This window comes from Vreelandella sp. 21, assembly GCF_050995515.1.
In the GTDB taxonomy this organism is placed as follows: Bacteria; Pseudomonadota; Gammaproteobacteria; order Pseudomonadales; family Halomonadaceae; genus Vreelandella; species Vreelandella alkaliphila.
In genome coordinates, this window is sequence record NZ_CP194673.1 from 3,751,126 (window position 1) to 3,767,294 (window position 16,169).

Annotated in this window: 14 protein-coding genes and 1 pseudogene; 6 read left to right on the top strand and 9 right to left on the bottom strand. The window is 52.1% G+C overall.

Annotation, left to right across the window (positions count from 1 at the left end):
- Nucleotides 1-126: 126 nt before the first annotated feature.
- The 4 genes from nfsA to ACN06F_RS16970 form a co-directional block, all read right to left on the bottom strand.
- Nucleotides 127-858, bottom strand: a complete 732-nt coding sequence (gene nfsA, locus ACN06F_RS16955) for an oxygen-insensitive NADPH nitroreductase (RefSeq protein ID WP_433924384.1) — start codon at nt 856-858, stop codon at nt 127-129.
- A 119-nt stretch (nt 859-977) separates the two neighbouring features.
- On the bottom strand, nt 978-2,201 hold the full coding sequence (locus ACN06F_RS16960; RefSeq protein ID WP_433924385.1) for a CaiB/BaiF CoA transferase family protein: 1,224 nt from the start codon (nt 2,199-2,201) through the stop codon (nt 978-980).
- A 40-nt stretch (nt 2,202-2,241) separates the two neighbouring features.
- Nucleotides 2,242-3,771 (bottom strand): 3-hydroxyacyl-CoA dehydrogenase, encoded by a 1,530-nt coding sequence (locus ACN06F_RS16965; protein WP_433924386.1) that lies wholly within the window; start codon nt 3,769-3,771, stop codon nt 2,242-2,244.
- Nucleotides 3,771-4,562 carry an enoyl-CoA hydratase gene (locus tag ACN06F_RS16970; protein ID WP_433924387.1) on the bottom strand — a complete coding sequence of 264 codons (792 nt, stop codon included), beginning with the start codon at nt 4,560-4,562 and terminating at the stop codon, nt 3,771-3,773. Before ACN06F_RS16970 ends, ACN06F_RS16965 begins: the two co-directional genes overlap by 1 nt.
- A 279-nt stretch (nt 4,563-4,841) precedes the next feature.
- Here ACN06F_RS16970 and ACN06F_RS16975 point away from each other — a divergent pair, with 279 nt between their 5' ends.
- The 3 genes from ACN06F_RS16975 (at nt 4,842) to ACN06F_RS16985 (ending at nt 7,678) form a co-directional block, all read left to right on the top strand.
- The gene (locus ACN06F_RS16975; RefSeq protein ID WP_433924388.1) at nt 4,842-5,663 is read left to right on the top strand and encodes an IclR family transcriptional regulator; all 822 of its coding nucleotides are present in this window, start codon (nt 4,842-4,844) and stop codon (nt 5,661-5,663) included.
- Between the two features lie 46 nt (nt 5,664-5,709).
- Nucleotides 5,710-6,861, top strand: a complete 1,152-nt coding sequence (locus ACN06F_RS16980; protein ID WP_433924389.1) for an acyl-CoA dehydrogenase family protein — start codon at nt 5,710-5,712, stop codon at nt 6,859-6,861.
- 103 nt (nt 6,862-6,964) lie between these two features.
- Nucleotides 6,965-7,678, top strand: a complete 714-nt coding sequence (locus tag ACN06F_RS16985; protein WP_433924390.1) for an SDR family NAD(P)-dependent oxidoreductase — start codon at nt 6,965-6,967, stop codon at nt 7,676-7,678.
- A 9-nt stretch (nt 7,679-7,687) separates the two neighbouring features.
- Here the strand turns inward: ACN06F_RS16985 and ACN06F_RS16990 are convergent, their stop codons facing one another.
- The 4 genes from ACN06F_RS16990 to ACN06F_RS17005 form a co-directional block, all read right to left on the bottom strand.
- The gene (locus ACN06F_RS16990; protein ID WP_433924391.1) at nt 7,688-9,094 is read right to left on the bottom strand and encodes a hypothetical protein; all 1,407 of its coding nucleotides are present in this window, start codon (nt 9,092-9,094) and stop codon (nt 7,688-7,690) included.
- Nucleotides 9,095-9,217: 123 nt separating this feature from the next.
- The gene (locus ACN06F_RS16995) at nt 9,218-10,726 is read right to left on the bottom strand and encodes a tripartite tricarboxylate transporter permease (protein ID WP_301396842.1); all 1,509 of its coding nucleotides are present in this window, start codon (nt 10,724-10,726) and stop codon (nt 9,218-9,220) included.
- Nucleotides 10,727-10,757: 31 nt separating this feature from the next.
- Complete coding sequence (locus ACN06F_RS17000) at nt 10,758-11,258, bottom strand: tripartite tricarboxylate transporter TctB family protein (protein ID WP_433924392.1); 501 nt, start codon at nt 11,256-11,258, stop codon at nt 10,758-10,760.
- 104 nt (nt 11,259-11,362) lie between these two features.
- A complete protein-coding gene (locus tag ACN06F_RS17005) occupies nt 11,363-12,352 on the bottom strand; it encodes a Bug family tripartite tricarboxylate transporter substrate binding protein (protein WP_433924393.1) in 990 nt (329 codons plus the stop codon).
- A 507-nt stretch (nt 12,353-12,859) separates the two neighbouring features.
- On the opposite strand from ACN06F_RS17005, the pseudogene ACN06F_RS17010 reads away from it, so the two are divergent.
- Nucleotides 12,860-13,024, top strand: a pseudogene (locus ACN06F_RS17010) (helix-turn-helix domain-containing protein); the annotation flags it as partial.
- Between the two features lie 27 nt (nt 13,025-13,051).
- Here the strand turns inward: ACN06F_RS17010 and ACN06F_RS17015 are convergent.
- Nucleotides 13,052-13,972, bottom strand: a complete 921-nt coding sequence (locus ACN06F_RS17015) for a LysR substrate-binding domain-containing protein (protein ID WP_433924394.1) — start codon at nt 13,970-13,972, stop codon at nt 13,052-13,054.
- 99 nt (nt 13,973-14,071) lie between these two features.
- On the opposite strand from ACN06F_RS17015, the gene ACN06F_RS17020 reads away from it, so the two are divergent.
- Both ACN06F_RS17020 and ACN06F_RS17025 read left to right on the top strand, forming a co-directional pair.
- On the top strand, nt 14,072-15,064 hold the full coding sequence (locus ACN06F_RS17020; protein ID WP_433924395.1) for a YeiH family protein: 993 nt from the start codon (nt 14,072-14,074) through the stop codon (nt 15,062-15,064).
- 195 nt (nt 15,065-15,259) lie between these two features.
- Nucleotides 15,260-16,108 (top strand): sulfurtransferase, encoded by an 849-nt coding sequence (locus tag ACN06F_RS17025; RefSeq protein ID WP_433924396.1) that lies wholly within the window; start codon nt 15,260-15,262, stop codon nt 16,106-16,108.
- Nucleotides 16,109-16,169 lie beyond the last annotated feature (61 nt).

The window sequence follows — 16,169 nt, forward strand, 5'->3', positions numbered from 1 at the left end:
CAAGCCGCCTGTATCAAACACTCAACTAGACGGCTCGCCATAAACAGCTGGATATAAGCTTGTATCAACCAGTCAGCCACACAAAAGAGTGGCGATAGACGGACTATTAGATCTGAAAACTATTCCTCACTTCATTTCAAAGCCTTTATCAATAAGAAATTCTTGCATATGCGAACGCAGCTTTTGATTAAAAAGTGGGGCTAAACTCTGAGACCAGTCTGAAACTTTATTTCCCCCTTTGCGGGTCTGGTAATAGTGATGCATCGTGAGATTAAAAGCATTCACATACTCTGAATCATCTCTGTATCTGTTCTTTTTGACGATAGCTTCAACGGGTAACCGCGGCTTAATATCTGGATCTTGTGCAGGATAGCCAATACACATTCCAAAGACAGGGTATACATGGCGTGGCAAACTTAGCAGTTCGCTCACGGCTTGTGGATTATTGCGTATACCTCCTATGTAGCAAATGCCTAGCCCTTCTGACTCCGCCGCAATCGCGATGTTTTGTGCTACCAGTGAAACGTCTACCGTAGCAACCAAAAGCTGCTCGGTCATACCACTCACGACGCTTTCCCCTGTACTTCTCGCCGCTTCAAGCGGGCGCTTCATATCGGCGCAAAAAACCAGAAAGTCACTGCTGCTCGCTACGTATTTTTGCCCGCCTGTCAGCTCGACTAACTGGTCACGTAAATGCTTATCGGTGACATGTATTATGCTATATGCCTGTATATGGCTGGAGGTTGCTGCTGCTTGCCCGGTACGAATCAGCTCTATCAATAACTCCGGCGAAATTTCCCGCTCTTCAAACTTTCTAATTGAGCGATGAGATTTCAATAACTTAATCGTGTCGTTCATTATGCACGCCCATCTAATAATATTTAATTGGTGTTTAACATTACAGCTTACCCTTGAACCCTGGCAGAACCTCGCAAAGATCACCTACCAAGCCGTCGTCGGCGACTTGGAGGCATGGGTTACCCTAGTACGCCGTCATTTTTCAACTGCGATAACTGCTCTGGCGAAAGACCAAGATACTCGGCGAGTACATCGTTAGTATCTTGCCCCAGCAGTGGTGCTGGTCTTCGGTACTCTACGGGCGTGTCGGAAAGATGAATTGGGCTCCCCACCATCTTGAAGTCAGGATTCAGAGAATGGGGGATATTAACCAGCATGCCACGGGCATCCACCTGGGGCTCTGCTAGTGCGTCGGCAATATCGTTAATTAGCCCTACAGGTACCCTGACGTTGCTGATTTTTTTTACCCACGCTTCCGCTGTATCGCGTTTAAAATGTTCTGAGAGAATCAGGGTGATCGCATCTCTATTTCTGACCCGACTTTCATTTTTTGAAAACCGAGGATCAGCAGAAAGCTCTGGCAACCCAATAGCGCTGGACAGCGCGGCAAACTGAGAATCGTTGCCACAAGCAATAATGAAGTCCTTATCACTGGCACGAAAGGAGTTGTAAGGCACAATGTTGGCATGCGCATTACCATAGCGCCCAGGTGAAACGCCTGTACTTAGATAGTTCTGGCTCTGGTTGCCTAATGCCGCCACCTGCACATCCAGCAGCGCCATGTCGCAATGCTGGCCGCGACCAGATTTTTCACGTGCCAGTAGCGCAGCCTGAATGGCAATAACCGAGTAAAGCCCCGTCATCACATCGGTGACAGCCACCCCCACTTTCTGCGCGCCGCCACCCTGAACGCCATCACGCTCCCCGGTGATGCTCATGAGCCCCCCCATTCCCTGGATAATGAAATCATAGCCAGGTTCCTGCGCGCGAGGCCCTGTCTGGCCAAATCCCGTAATGGAGCAGTATATTAATCTCGGATTGAGATTGGAGAGTGATTCATAATCCAACCCATACTTCTTTAGGGAGCCCGCTTTGAAGTTCTCGACAAGCACGTCGCTCTCAGCCGCCAGTGCACGAACAACTTCCTGCCCTTTTGCGGTGGTAATATCGACAGCCACCGAGCGCTTATTGCGATTGGAGGATTGGTAATACGAGGTTTCCGGAGTCTCGTTACCCTGAGTATCTTTCATGTATGGCGGGCCCCAAGCACGCGTGTCATCGCCTCGCCCTACGCGCTCTACCTTGACGACATCCGCGCCAAGATCGGCCAATACTTGGCTGCACCAGGGGCCAGCCAGTACTCGGCTTAGGTCAAGCACACGAATTCCCGTCAGTGCTCCCATGACACCCACCTCGTTTCAACTAACATAATCAACCTCAACATCACCGAACACTCGGTGCTTCATGTAACAGTGATATGCCAAGCGTTGCGCGACGCCGCAGCCACGGGCTTGGCCTATAGCGAGGATCTCCCGTTAAGGCAGTGATGCGCTCCAGAATGGCAAGCAACCTCTGCGGGCCTAACGCATCTCCCCATGCCAACGGTCCATAGGGATAATTAAGTCCCAATCTAACGGCATTATCGATATCGGTAGGCGTGGCAATCCCGCGCTGAGCAATATCACAGGCTAGATTAACCACTGCGGCCAGCACACGTTGAGAGACAAACCCCACGCTATCGCGAATCACGGTCACTCCGGTTCCATCAGAGGCCAATAATGCGTGAGCAGCGTCGCACATCTGCTGTCGCGTGACGGGCGTCATCATCAGTGTGCGATGCCGCTCCAGCCCCATAAATGCGTCGAGGCAGAGTGTGCGTTCAGGGTCGACACCGAAATACGCACTCGCACTCACCGCATCATCACCAAAGGGCAGTAGTAAACAGAGCGCTTCTTCCGATGGTGAATCTGTCCTTTCCACTCGCCCGCCAAGCGACACCAGCAGTGACACGACCTGCTCACGTAGGTCGATATCCTCGCATCCCACCCAGAACGGCGGAAAATCACTGATCGTGGGCACAGGCTGTGGAGCCAGCGCGGCGATTTTTTGTCCACCTTCATAGCGATAAAATCCCACCCCCGTCTTGCGGCCCAGGCGATTCCCTTTCAGCATTTGCCGGGATATATAAGAAGGCCTATAACGCGGGTCGTGATAGAACTGCGTGAAAATCGACTCCATTGCAGGATGCGAAACATCGAGGCCAGTCAAATCAAAAAGTTCGAGTGGCCCCATTCGGAAACCAGCCTCCTCGCGAAGAATCCGGTCGATATCGTCAGGCGGCGCCACCTGCTCTTCTAAAATCTTAAGGCCTTCCGTGCTGTAGGCACGTCCAGCATGATTGACAATAAAGCCAGGGGAGTCCTGGGCACGCACACCGGCATGTCCAAGTTGGCTTGCCAGCTCCAGCAGTGTATTAACGACAGCTTCATCGGTATTGACTCCCCCGATCACCTCAACGACCTTCATCAGCGGAACAGGATTGAAGAAGTGAAAACCGGCCATTCGACCAGGATAAGTTAGCTCCGCAGCAATAGCGGTGACCGACAGTGAAGAGGTATTGGTAGCGAGGATACAATCTCGCGAAACGACCGCTTCGAGGTCGCCAAATAAGCGTTGCTTGATTCCCAGATCCTCGATGATTGCCTCAATAACCACATCGCAATCCGCAAAAGCCGTCATCGATTCGGCGATGGAAAGAAGCGACAAAGCGACCCCAGCAGACTCCCGAGATACCTTGCCCTTACTAACCAATTTATCGAACGTTCCTTGCAGACCATCACGTGCAGCACGGGCTGCCCCAGCGCGGCTATCAAACAGCACGACCTCCAGCCCTGCCTGCGCAGCGATCTGGGCTATTCCAGCCCCCATCACTCCTGTGCCGACAATCCCCAGCCGATTCACTTTTCTCGCCATTAGGATTCTCCTCGGTAGCTCGGTTTGCGCTTCTCGATAAAGGCAGCAGCCCCCTCTTTCTGATCCACAGTGTCAAAAAGCAGCTGAAAAGCTTTACGTTCAAGCACCAAAGCGCTCTCTAAGGGCAGATCAGCCCCCATGAGCACCGTTTCTTTGATGTGCTCTAGCGCTAGAGCAGGCAAATGCGCGATTTCTTGTGCTAGTACTGTGGCGCGTTCCAGTGTCCGATCATCACTCACCACTTCGCTAACCAGTCCCATGGCCAACGCCTCTGCCGCTGGCACTATGCAGCCGGTCATCAGCATGCGCATGGCCTGAAATTTCCCTACTGCTCGTACTAGCCGTTGCGTCCCACCCGCACCAGGCATTAGACCCAGCTTGACCTCTGGCTGCCCAAACCGTGCCGACTCCCCCGCGATGATGATGTCGCAGTGCATGGCAAGTTCACAGCCACCACCCAGAGCAAACCCATTAACTGCGGCGATCACTGGCTTAGGGCATCGTGCCACCGGCTCCCAAAAACGCTCATTGTGGCGTAGAAGCATTTCAGTCGGAGAAGCCTCAGCAAACTCCTTTACATCAGCACCTGCAACAAACACCTGCTCGCCCCCGGTCAGTACAATGACTCTCACCTCATCCTGCTGAGTTAGAGACAAAAAAAGCTCGGCTAACTGATATCTCACTGCTCCATTGAGAGCATTCTTGGCATGCGGCCGATCAATACGAATCACCGCCACCCCATCATCAAGCGAGGCAAGATAGACCTCGGAAGAGCGCTGTTTGTTTATCATGCAAAATTTCGCCACTGATTATGTCCGCATTACGGACAAATGTTTTGATAATAGATAAAACTTACACAGCTTTTGGAATAACTGTCAATCTGTCGAAAAAAGACAACAATAAAAACACATACTTATCAAGAATTTATAATAAACATGCAATTTCTAAAACGCTCTATACTGCAACACCAAAATGTCCGCCGAGCGGACATTAAGACTGCATGATTGACATTTATCGGCAGCGCGCTGCAAAATCAATCTGTCCAAAAACCTCGAATGAGGCAGAAATCGGTGAAGACAACAGACAATCAGGGCGATTTTCAGATCTTAATAGACCCGATGAATGCGGCGGGCGAGCAGGAGAAAGACCGGCAGTTCGTAACTGCGTTGGCGAGAGGGCTTGAACTACTACGCTGCTTCACTCCAAGCGAGAGTGCTCTAAGCAACCTCGATCTGGCTAGGAAGTCGGGGCTGCCACGCCCCACTGTTAGCCGGCTCACACATACTCTCGCCCGGCTGGGCTATCTGCGCCCTCTATCACGAGGGAAGTACCAATTGGATGTGGGCGTTATGGCCTTTGGCTATTCCATGCTATCCAACCTGCCGATTCGCGCGATTGCCCAACCTTTGATGGTAAATCTCGCCGACGAAGTCGGTGCGACAGTGGCCATGTCTGCCCGAGATCGCCTAGACATGGTTTATCTAGATGTGGTTCAGAGCTCTCTACGTTCCACCATCCGTCGCCAAACCGGTACGCGTCTTCCCCTTCACCAAAGCTCGGCGGGACGCGCCTATTTGGCTGCTCTACCTCCACAAGAGGCAGACACGCTAATGGACCACCTGCGGGAGTCTTATCCCGACGACTGGCCTGTTATTCGCAAAGCATTAGAACGTGCTTTTCGTGACTACGCCGATTACGGCTACTGTTTGTCGATTGGAGAATGGCAACGAAAAGTGAATGCCGTTGCGGTGCCGCTCCATCACCCGCAGTTGGGAATTCTATCGTTCAACTGTGGTGGTCCTGAGTTCCAGATATCACGGGAAAAGCTGGAAGAGTCTATCGGGCCCCAATTAGTCCAGTTGGTCAACGATATACAGACCCAGATCTCCTAAAACCCACGACTCCAACGATCTACTTACCTTACATTAAGAGGCACACATGATTCGTGACCAGGAAACCATGCAGCTCCTGCTCGACTCCATACGTAGCTTTGTTAAAGAAGCATTAATTCCGCGTGAGGAAGAAATAGCTGAAAGCGATGAAATCCCCGATGACATTGCCTCACAGATGCGTGATATGGGTCTCTTTGGGCTCACTATTCCCGAAGAATATGGTGGTCTTGGTGTGACCATGGAGGAAGAAGTCAATATTGCTTTCGAGCTGGGCAGGACATCTCCCGCCTTCCGCTCCTTCATCGGTACTAACAACGGCATCGGTTCAATCGGTATCCTGCTAGACGGCACCCACGAGCAGAAAGCTAACTACTTGCCCCGATTGGCCAGCGGCGAGATTCTGAGTGCTTTCTGCCTAACTGAACCCGACTCCGGTTCTGACGCCGCCTCGCTACGCACTACCGCTATAAAAGATGGCGACAATTACTTGATTAACGGTACCAAACGCTACATCACCAACGCCCCGCATGCCGGTATTTTTACCGTAATGGCACGCACTAACCTGGAGGTCAAAGGCGCCAAGAGCATTAGCGCCTTTATCGTTGAAGCCGACATCCCCGGCATTACCATTGGCAAACGCGATAAGAAGATGGGCCAAAAAGGCGCTCACACCGCTGATGTAATCTTCGATAATGTACGCGTACCGGTCAGCGCACTGATTGGCGAACAAGAAGGCGTCGGGTTTAAAACCGCCATGAAGGTTTTGGATAAGGGACGCCTGCATATTGCCGCCATTGCCGTAGGGGCCGCTGAGCGCGTTTTAGATGACTCCCTACGCTTTGCAATGGAACGCCAACAATTTGGCAAGCCTATTGCCGAATTCCAGCTTATCCAGGGCATGCTGGCCGACTCCAAGGCCGAGATTTATGCCGCTCGCTGCATGGTTCTAGATGCCGCACGCAAGCGTGATGAGGGCCAGAACGTTAGCACCGAGGCCTCCTGCGCTAAGATGTTCGCTACCGAAATGTGCAGCAGGGTCGCCGACCGCGGTGTGCAAATTCATGGCGGCGCTGGCTATATAAGCGAATACGCCGTTGAGCGGTTCTATCGCGATGTGCGCCTATTCAGGCTCTATGAAGGCACCACCCAAATCCAACAGGTAATCATCTCTCGCAACATGATTCGCGACGCTCAATAGCGGGTGTTTCCTGATGACCGTAGGCCTCACCGTTGCCGTCAGGTCATTCATCCCCCTCGTCCGCTATTCCGCCCTACGCGCCTTTAACTAGAAGGATGTAACCATGCCACAACCCTTTGCTATCGTCACCGGCGGCGCCCGCAACATCGGCCAAGCCATTGCGTTGCGCTTGCAACAAGATGGCTATCGCACCATTGTCCTCGACATTGAGGCGCCAGAGGCAGAATCATTAAAGGCCGATGCACACCTAGTCGACCTGAGTGATATTGATGCGACCCGTCAAGTGCTCGAAAAAATTGCTGACGCCCACCCAGTGACGTGTCTTGTCAATAATGTTGGCATAGTGCGCCCTGCGCTTCTCGACGACACCCGTATTGAGGACTTCGATTCATTGATGCACCTCAACGTGCGCTCTGCGTTGGTATGTACCCAGTCTCTTCTTCCCTATATGCGGCGGCATGGTCAGGGACGCATTGTCATGAATGCCAGCCGCGTAGTGCTCGGCAAAGAGGCCCGTACCCTTTATAGCGCGACGAAAGGAGCATTACAGTCGATGGCTCGTACTTGGGCGCTAGAGCTAGCTGCCGATGGCATTACGGTTAACTGCGTGGCACCAGGACCTATTGCCACGACAGCGTTCTGGGAGAACAACCCATCCGACTCAGAGCGTGCGCGCCGTATCATTGAGAACATCCCTGTCCAGCGTATGGGGCAACCTGATGATGTTGCTCAAGCAGTTAGTTTCTTCTGCGATCCACGCAGCAGTTTCATCACGGGACAAACATTATTCGTTTGTGGTGGCGTCACGGTAGGGTGAGGCAATAGCTCAGCTTGCTAATCGAAAAAGTACGGCGGCCATCATCAAAGAGGCCGCCAGAAATACTCCGTTCCAGCGCAGGCCAATTTGACCCGCCGTTATCCCAGTGAAGCGCGACATAATCATCATTGCCGCCGTGAACGGCGACGACACCATCGTCAATGACCACCCCACCAGCATCGCCGCCGCCAACAGCGGCAATGACACCCCCTCTAGCCCTACCTGGGCGACCATGCTGGTTAAGAAGGTCACGCTGATAATTGGATTGACGCCTATCTGGGCAAGCACCACGATCAGTAAGAGCGCGAGTGCTGGCAACCAATTGCCAACAGCGATAAGGAGTGATGCCACCCCATCCAGCTGGGCCGGATTAAGCAGCGCCACGCTGAGATATCCAAGATAAGCACCTGAACCCAGCGCGACGACCTCATTACCAATCCCACCCAGCACATCAGGCAGACGGCGGGAGAGCAAAGCAGTGGCTGACCACACGCCGGCATGCCCAATATCACGGCACTGCCAAGCCAACCATACCCAGGCTCCCAGAGGCACACCGATCACGACAGCCTGAGGCAATCGCAGCGATAGCATGGTGGCAAGCGCAAAAACAAGCAAAACCAGAGCCAGCAGCAGCAGGCTAAAAGCTACTAGCGGCATCAATGAGGGCCTCTCGCTCCCTGCTGCACTAGCTCTCGGACGAGGACCAGCAATCTGATCACAAGCCCATCCCATCAGAAATAGCACGACTGCTGATGCCAGCACATAAGGAAAGAGCTGACTCCAGGTCAGCGGTTCCAGATTACCCAAAACCACCGCAACGCCGATACCTAACGGGGAAACCAAAGGTGCCAGGGTAAAGCCGCGTAAGGTTGCCAATAACATGCGGCGGCGACGCACCTCCTGCAGCCACACTTGCCCTTGTGCCGAGCCTAGAGTATTAGCCTTATCGATCATCGACATGAACAAGTTCAACACGCCAAAGTTGAGCACGATGCCGAATAGGGTAGACCCCAACGAGAGCATTGGATAACGCCATGTGGGAGGCTGCAATAGTAGGCTCTGTCCACAGCGACGAATGAGTCTCGACCGATAAGCCGGCAAGCGCAGCACTGCAAGTGCCGTCATGAACGCCGCCAGAAAGACAAAGCCATTAGCCGCCTCATAAAGCACTATCCAAGGAGAAGGAAGTCGCCACAGTGCAAAAAATGACACTGCAACACAGGCCAACGCAAGCATGCGAGCCATCGAGCTAAAACGGGTCCAACCAAGCACTAGAAAGCCTGCCAGCAGTAGTTGGGCCACGCTTGCGGCCCACGTTGCACCACTCAATAAATACACCACGGTTAGCACTGCCACACCCGCTAGCAAACGGCTAGACCATACGTTTGTAACTGGCATCTTTATGCGGGAACTCATGGTTGGCTCCACCTCACTAGTAAAAAAAGCCGGCACCTTACGGTGGCCGGCTCGATTTCCTTGCGCCTCAAGCCCACTTCACGGGCTTAAGGCAAAACACCACTTAGAGTAAGGTCAACAGCATCACGCTCCCGCCCCAGGCTCACTCGCACTCTGTTTCGCTTTTTGCCGCGAGGTAATAAAACGATAAAGGGCCAGCAATATGGAGCCTAACGTTAGAGCGATGAAGAACCAGGTGATCGGACCACGTACGAAAATCGACAGATCGTTGGAACCGATTAACAGTGAGCGACGCAGGTTATCCTCGAACATAGGTCCTAAAATGAAGCCTATTAGGAAGGGGGCAGCCGGGATACCGGTACGATTAAACACATAACCCAGAACCCCAAAAGCCAACATCAACCACACATCGAAAGTATCATTATTGACCGCATAAGCCCCATATACGCAGAACATCAACACAATCGGAAAAAGAATCGATTTAGGAATATCTGCGATTAGGGAGAAGTAACGGATTGCTGCATTCCCCACAAATAACAAGATCACGGAACTGAGCATGATACCGAGAAAAAGTGCATAGATGAGCGGCAGGTTTTCCTGAAACAGCAGTGGGCCCGGAGTCAGCCCATGAACCATGAAGGCTCCCAGGATAATAGCGGTGATCACATCGCCGGGAATTCCTAATGACAGCAGTGGGATCAGCGTGGCTCCAGCGACGCCGTTGTTACCTGCTTCGGAAGCAGCGACCCCTTCTACTTCTCCCTTCCCAAAGCGCTCTGGGTGGGGTGAACGACGCTTGGCATCACTGTACGAGATGAAAGCCGCTGCAGTTGCACCAGTGCCTGGGATAGCACCGATAATGACACCAATCAAGCTACCTCGAACGATGCTTTTGAGGCTGCCCTTGAGCTCGCTGAAAGACACCCCAGCACCACTCGCTTTGGCACGAAGGTGAGGTATCACCTTTTTGCGATAAAATTCGATAATTTCAGGTATCGCAAACAGACCGATCAATAGAGGAATGAACGAGATACTGTCCATCAGGTTGTAGTTGCCAAAGGTCAGGCGCTGCGAACCAAACACTGAATCGAGCCCTACCAACGAAAGCAGGATACCCAAAAGAGCCGCAATCAGCCCTTTGATCATTGAGCCACTGGCAAGCGAGATGATAATAGTCAAAGAAAAGCAGATCAGCCAAAAGAATTCCGGCGCACCGAAGTTAAGTGCAATCTTGGCTAAATAAGCAGCAAAAAAGATCAATGCAATATTAGAAATGAAGTCCGCAATCACCGACGCATAGAGCGCCATCTTAAGCGCTTTTTTTGCTTCTCCTTGCTGCGCCATTGGATAGCCATCTAGTAACGTACAGGCTGAAGCTGGCGAACCCGGCGTACGAATCAAAATAGCGGTGATTGAGCCGCCATACATACCCCCCTTATAAATACCTACCAACAACAGTATGGCCGCGACCGGCTCCATAGAAAAAGTAAACGGTAGTGCCAAGGCCACCGCCATCGTGGCAGTAAGACCCGGGATAGAGCCTACAGTAACGCCTACCACCACCCCTACAGCGATTGCCACAAAATTCTCTGTGGCTAGAAACAGCTGCAGTACTTCTGTAATGTTTTCCATAAATCACCAGATCTTAAAGGTGGCAGTGAGCTCAGAACGGCCACATCGGCAGCGGCACGTTCATAATCCCCGTAAACAGTAGCGTCACGCCCGCCGGGAAAACGATAGCTAGACCATAAACCCACCAAGTACGCACCGGGTGGGCGATGAAAAGTATCAAAGTGGCGAGGATGCCACTGATTACCGCACCTAACATCTCAAACAGGCCAGCATAGACAACCAGAGATAATGCCATCAGCGCAAAGCGCAATAACGGACCACGCTCAAAACGACGTCCGCTATCTTCGGCATCGTCAGCAATTAGCACACCTTGAATAATCATCAGTACCGAGAACACCAGCAGCAACCAGCCCACAATGTTCGGCAACCAGCGCGGCGACATCATCGGATTCTGCATGATGGGAGGTTGACCAATGTAATTGGGAACCAGATAGAAAAGCAGCAGCAGGGAGAAGCCCAGCAGCATAACCCCGGCGACTACATCCCACGGATCCTTGATCAGCGTGCCACCGGTAGAGTGAAACTTCGTCATCGGGGTACTCTCTCGACGTAAAGACGTAAAAAAGCTCTACAAGGAAACCAATTGAGGCGAGAGTCGTAACCCTCGCCTCGCCATGCTATGTACTAGCCAATGACTTACTCTTGACGAATACCGGCTTCAGTCGCTACTTCGTCCCAGCGAGCAACTTCATCAGCGATGAAGGCTTTGAAATCATCACCAGCGATAGTGCCTTTCTCTGCACCCAGTTGCTCGACAAAGCTAGTGAATTCCTCGCGCTCCATCACCTCTTGCAACGCTTTTTGCATGGCAGCTGTCGCTTCTTCGGGGAAAGAGTTATGGGCAATCAGGCCAAACCAAGCGGTAGTGACAAACTGGTCGAGGTTATACTCACCAATCTCCTTGAGGGTTGGCACATCTGGTAGGAATTCAGAACGCTCAGCTGAAGTAACCGCCAGCGCTCTCAAATCGCCGGATTGAATATGCGAGAACACAGTCGGCATATTCTCGAAAGAGACATCGACATCCCCCCCCAGCAAGGCTGGTAGAGCTGCACCACTGCCAGCAAAAGGTACCGCAGTCATATTGGTTTCAGTCAGCGTCTTAAACAGCTCACCAGACATGTGGATAGAGCTACCCACACCACTGTGGCTAAAGGTCATATTCTGTTCTTTCGCTGCCTCAACAAACTCAAGCACGCTGTTGTAAGGACTGTCAGCAGGCACCACCATCACGTTAGGAATATCAATCATATTCTGAATGAATACGAAGTCCTCGACTGGATCGTAAGTGAGGCCAGGATAAATAGCAGCGCCAATGGTATGCCCAGGTGAAGCCATTAATATGGTGTGATCGATGTCACGGCCACCACGAGCCAAACGGCCAGTAGCAACAGTAGAGCCAGCCCCTGGGCGGTTTTCTACCACCACATTGGTATCGAGTTCTTCCTGTAGCAAGTCGGCCACACGACGCGACAACACATCAGTAGTTCCACCTGGCGCATAGGGAACCACCAAGCGTACATCATCAGTAGGCCAATCCTGTGCTTGAGCATTGGACACAGAGAGAGATAGTGCGACGGCACCACCGCAGGTAGCAGTGCAAAGAGCGTTTAGAATTTTTTTCATAATGGACTCTTCATGGGTTAGAGTACTTATATTTCAAGTTCGCAAAGCGAACAACTATTCGCATTTTATGCTCATAGATTACTGCCATTGAACTCATACCAGAAACCCCGACTTTAGTTTATACCATGCCCAAAATGTGACTCGCTGCTCAAAAATGGCGAGACTGATGGAATGGGGCCTATCTCATGGGGGGAGCTAAATAGGGCTTTTCAAGCCTTATCGATAGCAATATAGAGGTTAAACTAGCGGGTATTCGCACCCAGTATGCAGCTGTGTTTAGCGTCAGAAGTGACTGTAGGGTAGTTGCTTGGCATCTAACACGCTCAACCGCAAAACTTACTGCACTATCAATAGCAATAGTAATAGTAATAACTGGCTCTCGAGAAACCATGCTAACGACATAGCTGCTTAATAGTAGTTCAGCTTTACATCGCCCAAGAAACCAATAATCTGCTTGGCCGCAGAAACTGAGTGCAACACCTGAGCATTCCGCTAAGGTGTTTTCTCATGTCATACATAGAACTCAGCATTGAAGAACGTGCCAGCATCCAAATTGGTCAAGCCCAAGGGATGAGCCTAAGGCATATTGCTCGACTCCTAGGACGAGCCCCGTCAACAATTCTTCGTGAAATACGTCGTAACCAAATGCCTCAGAACAGTTACTGTGCCCGGCATATTAGCTGTACATTTCGAGCCCAGTTATTGTGGTCTGCCTGGCTGCGGAGGATTGCCATGATTATCGATCAAAAAAACCTTAAACGCCTGCCACAACGGGCTCCGATAACGCTCTGGATGCCACACCAATGAAAAAATCCTGGTGAGCTTTAACCCACTGCTCAGCGCAACCAACTCTCCTCTTTCAAGCTCCCCTTCCACACTGCGATGAGAGAGGCAGCCCAAACCGAGACCAGCTTTCACTGCTTGCTTGATAGCTTCATGCTGGCTGAGTTCCATGCGCACCTGCAATCGTTCAACATGATGTAACACAGCGGCCTCAAATACTTCACGCGTGCCTGACCCAGGTTCACGCAGTATCCAGGCGGCCGCTCTGATATCAGCGTCTTCCAGCCGCTCCTTCCTGGCAAGGGGATGCTGTGGGGAACAGACAATCACAAGCTGGTCTTCGCACCATGTTTCACTCGTCAGGCGCGATTCGTGGCACTGCCCTTCGATCAGCCCCAAATCAGCATCAAAACGCAGCAGATCTGTAATCACCTCTCCCGTGTTACGCAATCGTAGCCGAAGATCCACCCTCGGGTTCTGATTGCTGAAGTATCCAGCCAGAGGGGGGAGCAGATAGGTACCTGTGGTAGCGCTGGCCGATATATTAAGCGTGCCCTGTAATTGGCTTTCAGGATCCTCAGCGACGGCAACAAAATCGGCCATACCTTCCAGAAGTCGCTCAGCACGGGGTAACAGGTAACTTCCCATACTATTGAGCTGCAAGCGTCGGCCAAGCCGCTCGAAGAGCTCGACACCCAGATGACGCTCAAGGTCTGAGAGCGACTGGCTAATAGTCGATTGAGACAGATTCAAGTGATCAGCAGCAGCAATAACCGTGCCGTCACGAGCAACAGCGACAAAAACCTGCAACTGACGAAAAGTCACATGAGGGGTCATATATCGTTTTTACCGAACAGCCATATGGTTATATGTTGATAACCATACAGCATTTTTGCCCCTATGCTAGCCACGTACGCACCAACAAGAGAAAGCATCATGTGGCAAGGTCTGATTCTGTGTAGCACCCTAACCTTGGCAGGTTTTGGCTTGGCTAACCTCCCCGGACTCGCTTCCAAAGGTATTAGTCCATTGGTATTCGCCTTACTGTTAGGCCTGGTTGTAGGTAACCTGCCTCTTGCACACCGCTTTCCAAGTACTCAACCAGGATTAACATTCGCCACTCGCTGGCTGCTGCGGGGCGGCATTGTACTGTTTGGCCTGTCATTAACCCTGCAACAAGTCTTCGCCCTTGGTTTTAAGGTGTTGCTGTTGGATCTGGTGGTGATCTGCAGTGTGCTTATCATCGGCTATCAGATCGGCACCCGTATACTGGGTATGGATCGTGAAACAACACTATTAACAAGTGCAGGCAGTGCCATCTGCGGTGCAGCGGCGGTACTCGCCACCGAAACGGTCATTCGTTCGCGGCCTGCGGCCTCCTCCATAGCCGTCGCCACTGTCGTGCTGTTCGGCACGCTGGGAATGCTTGTCTACCCTCTTTTATACCCGCTTGCGGGAATGAACGAAGGTCTCTTTGGCGTCTATATCGGCGCGACTGTCCACGAAGTCGCCCAGGTCGTGGCCGCGGCTGATGCGGTGGGCCCCGAGGCATTGGCCAGTGCTGTTATTGTCAAAATGGTTCGCGTGATACTGCTGCTGCCCTTCCTATTGCTCGTCGGGCAATGGTGGTGTCGTCAGCAGGCCCGTGACTCAGGATCAGGAACGGGCAAGCCAATAATCCCCTGGTTTGCCTTCGGCTTCATCGCCATGATTGTGTTCAACAGTGTTATCCACTTGCCTAGCAGCCTCCATCAGATACTCGTTCTGGCTGGTCAGATTGCGTTGACCATGGCCATGGCCGCACTGGGGTTTGAAACCCGAATCGAAAAACTCAAGGAGTTGGGTATCCGCCCTTTTATACTGGGGTTCATCCTGTTTGGCTTACTTCTGTTGGGAGGGGGCCTAGCCAGTCAGCTTCTGATGGGCTGAACAACCTGCGCGATATCACGCTCTCATCCGACTATGCCGATAAACACCGCGCGACTGGCAAGCCAATTCACTTAGTAGGCGTGGAGTTTGCAAGCGCTCAACGGCAGATAGCGGCGTTTGCGGTCGAGATGCTATAACACATTTCTGCTTATCGCCCGAATAACACAAACTGCCAGCCCCTTATCGGAGAACATCATGTCATCCCCCCTTGTGACGACCCAATGGCTGCAAGACAACCTAGATAACGAACGGTTAGTGCTGATCGATGCGAGCATGGCGACGGTGATTGGTAAAGAGCCTATCGTCTATGATCGCCCGGTGTGGATACCGGGTAGCCGCCAGATCGATCTTGAAAGTGTGCTTTGTGATACCGGCTCTTCTCAGACTCACGCCTTTCCAACAGAGGAGCAAGTCACTAGGGAGGCTCAACGGCTAGGCATTACGGCCGAAAGCCTCGTCGTACTGTACGATAACCAAGGCATCTATTCGGCGCCTCGGGCTTGGTGGATTTTCCGATCAATGGGCGTTGAACACGTTTTTGTACTGGATGGAGGATTGCCACAGTGGCTAGCCGAACAGCGGGACGTTGTTTCTACCATCGCGGAAACGACAACCAAGCCCGGCAACTTCGTCGCCAACCTTGATCACAGCCGAGTGCGAAACTCAGCGTACGTTTTGCAATACCTGGACGATAGCCAAGTAACCGTTGTTGATGCCCGATCGCGTTCACGCTTCCTGGCACAGGTACCTGAACCCCGACCTGGGGTGCGCAGTGGTCATATCCCCAATTCTCATAATCTGCCGTTTACAGAGGTGCTAGAGGGAAATTGTTTTAAACCTGTTAGCGAGCTGAAGGCCATCTTTATAGCGCTTGCTCCATCTCTCCAATCCAACAGTGAACCCCAACTGGTGTTTTCCTGTGGCTCGGGCATCACCGCCTGCATCATTCTGCTGGCCGCCGAACTGGTGGGATACCATCAGCTATCGCTGTACGACGGTTCTTGGGCAGACTGGGGGCGCGATGAATCACTCCCAGTGGCTTAGGCTTTGTATGAATGGCTCTGACCAATAGCAATGGACGCTTCACAAACCTCTACGCAAACAG